Consider the following 2,908-nt stretch of genomic DNA (forward strand, 5'->3'; position numbering starts at 1 on the left):
GGGGGGGGGGGGGGGGGCGGGGGGCCCGCGGGGGCCCCGGGCCCCCCCGCCCCCGTGGGGGCGGGGGCCCCGGGGGCGGGGGCCCGCCCCGCGGGGGGGGGGGGCCGCGGACCACGACCCGGGTCCGGGCTCGACGTGCGTCGGCTCGATCGGCACCGGCGCACCGGGCGGCCGGCCCCCGGCGGCGACCACCACTTCGGCCGGCGTACCGATCTTGGCCAGCAGTTTCTTCACCGCGGCCGGGCTGTCACCGCCCGGCGCCGCGGCCCGCCGCCGATCGATCTCGGCCCGCAGCTCGGAGACCAGCCGCACCCGGTCCCCGGACAGCAGCCCCTGCCGCTGGGCGAGGTCTCCGACCTTGCCCAGATAGTCATAAACGAGCTGATCGCTCTCGATCCCCACCAAAACCCCTGCGAATTCGCAACGTTGGCGCCCCGAACCGTTCCGACGTTACCGTTTCGCCCGCGAACAGGGACGTTGACGCCACGGGCGGCCGGAGTTGTTCGTACCGCAGGCCGCCCGACGACCGTAAGGGCCCGGCCCGGCACGACCCGACCTGGCCCGGCCGGACCTGGGTGGGTTGCGTACGGGCAGGCGTGGCGCACGGCCGGGAAGGCGTTGCTCGCGACCGGGCGGGGGCGGTGGGCGATCGGCGTTGCTCGCGACCGGGCAGGCGTGGCGTGCGATCGACTCGGCGCCGCTCGTGCCTCTCCGCGCGGGGACGCCCCGTACCCCCGTACTCCCCGCGCTCGGAGCGAAGTCCCGCTCCCACGCCTCCCCGCATCCGCGCTTCCCCGCATCCGCGGCGCACGGCGGCGCCCGCAGGACACGGCAGCGGACCAGACCCGGACCCGGCCCCCTACGACGTTGCCAACGCGCGGTGAAGCGCTGATCAAGCCGACGCGCGACACATGGGGCTGGCGGCGGGCAGCCGGTACCGTGGGCCGAATGACCACCTCGCGGGATCGAGCAGGACACGGGGCCCGGGAGACCGGGCGGGGCGAAGGCGGGGGCCGAGGGGCGCCCCGTACGCTCGCCGAAGAGTTGCGGGGGCGTCCCGACGGGGCGCTTGCACATCTGTTGCGCGCCCGGCCTGACCTGCTCAATCCGGTACCGGGTGACCTCACCCAACTGGCCACCAGGGCCGGTACCCGGGCCTCCGTCGTACGGGCCGTCGAGCGGCTCGACCGGTTCGCGCTCCAGACCGCCGAGGCGCTGGCGGTGGCACCCGACCCGTGCCCGTACGAAACGCTCCTCGCCCTGATGACGGGCGATGCGGTGGTGGCGGGAGACGCGGTGGTGACGGGTGACGCGGCGGTGGCCGGTGGGGCGCCGGCCGGCGGCGGCGAGGCCAGTGGGACTGACGGGGCCTTCGGTGGGAGCGGAGCCAGCGGTGCGGACGGGGCGGGCGGAGCCAGCGGTGGGGTCGGGGCCGAAGGTGTGAGCGGGGCGGTCGGGGCCGCAGGCGTGAGCGGTGCCGGCGGAAAGCTCGCTTCCCACGAGGCCGGCGGAAGGTCCGCTTCCGCAGCCGACGAGGCGGGCGGAGGGCTCGCCTCCACGGCCGGCGGGCCCCGGACCGCCCCCACGAGCACCCCGCAGGCCAGCGCCGACGACGTTCGGCTGGCGCTCCCCCACGCCGTGGCGACGCTGCGCCAGCAGGCGCTGGTGTGGGGCGGCGACGAGCGGCTGCGGCTCGTCAGGACCGCCCGGGAACTGCTCGCCCCGGCCGCCACCCGCCCCTCGCCCACCGGCCTCGGACCGACCGTCGCCGAGGCGACCGCGGGCATGTCGCCCGGGCGGTTGCAGGAGATCATCGCCACCGCCGGGCTGCCGGCCACGCCCGACCCCGTGACCGCGACGGCCGCGCTGTCAGGCCTGTTCGCCGACCGGACCAGGATGGCCGCCCTCCTCGCACAGGCGCCGCCCGCGGCGCTCGGCGCCCTGCGGAAGCTGATGTGGGGACCGCCGTACGGGGCGGTCTCGGCCGCGACCGCGGACGCGTCCGCCACCACGACGGACGGGCCCGGCGGTACGGGCAGCGGGACGGGTGCGGCTGCCGGTGGGGCTGGCGGGTCGGCTGACGCGCACGCCGCCGACGCCGCGCAGGACGACCGCGAGGGCCGGGACGGCCGGGACGGCAGCGGGCCAGCCCCGCACCTGCACTGGCTGTTGGCGCGCGGGCTGCTGCTGCCGGCGGGGCCGCGCAATGTCGTCCTCCCGCGCGAGGTCGCCCTTCACTTGCGCGGCGGCCGGGCGCACCGCGTGGTGGAGCCGACGCCACCACCCCTCGCGCCGCTGACCGAGCGTCGTCCACAGGTTGTGGACAACGCGGCGGCCGGGCAGGCGTACACCGCCCTGGCCACCGTGGAAGAACTGCTCGCGCAGTGGCAGAGCGGCGGTCCCGCCGTGCTGCGCGCCGGCGGGCTGAGCGTACGCGACCTCAAACGGACCGCCGTCGCGCTCGACGTCCCGGAGCCGATGGCCGCGTTCTGGATCGAGTTGGCGTACGCGGCCGGGCTACTGGCGTCCGACGGGGAGGCGGACGAGCGGTTCGCGCCGACGCCCGCGTACGACGAGTGGCTGCGGCTGCCCGCCGAACAGCGCTGGGTCAGGCTGGCCGCGGCCTGGTGGCCGGCGACGCGCACCGCGGGCCTGGTCGGCGGCCGGGACGGCAAGGGCCGTACGCTCGCCGCGCTCGGCCCCGACCTGGACCGCGGCGCCGCGCCCGAGGTCAGGCGCCGGGTGCTCGGGCTGCTCGCCGCCGTACCCGCCGGCTCCGCCGTACCCGCCGAAGCCCTGCTGGCCAGGCTCGCGTGGGAACGGCCGCTGCGGGGCGCGGCCGGCGCCGCCCCCCCCAGCGGCGCCGCCCAGCGCACCCCCCAGGCCCGCGGGCCCCAGCCCGCAGCGG

The 2,908-nt window shown here is 78.1% G+C and carries 2 pseudogenes; one reads left to right on the forward strand and one right to left on the reverse strand.

Annotated elements, in window-relative coordinates:
* Positions 1 to 402: pseudogene (locus tag AAHZ94_RS31985) on the reverse strand (hypothetical protein); the annotation flags it as partial.
* 546 nt (positions 403 to 948) lie between these two features.
* Here AAHZ94_RS31985 and AAHZ94_RS31990 point away from each other — a divergent pair.
* Positions 949 to 2,908 (forward strand): annotated as a pseudogene (locus tag AAHZ94_RS31990) (hypothetical protein); the annotation flags it as partial.

It is taken from the genome of Streptomyces sp. HSW2009 (assembly GCF_040240285.1).
Taxonomy (GTDB): Bacteria; Actinomycetota; Actinomycetes; order Streptomycetales; family Streptomycetaceae; genus Streptomyces.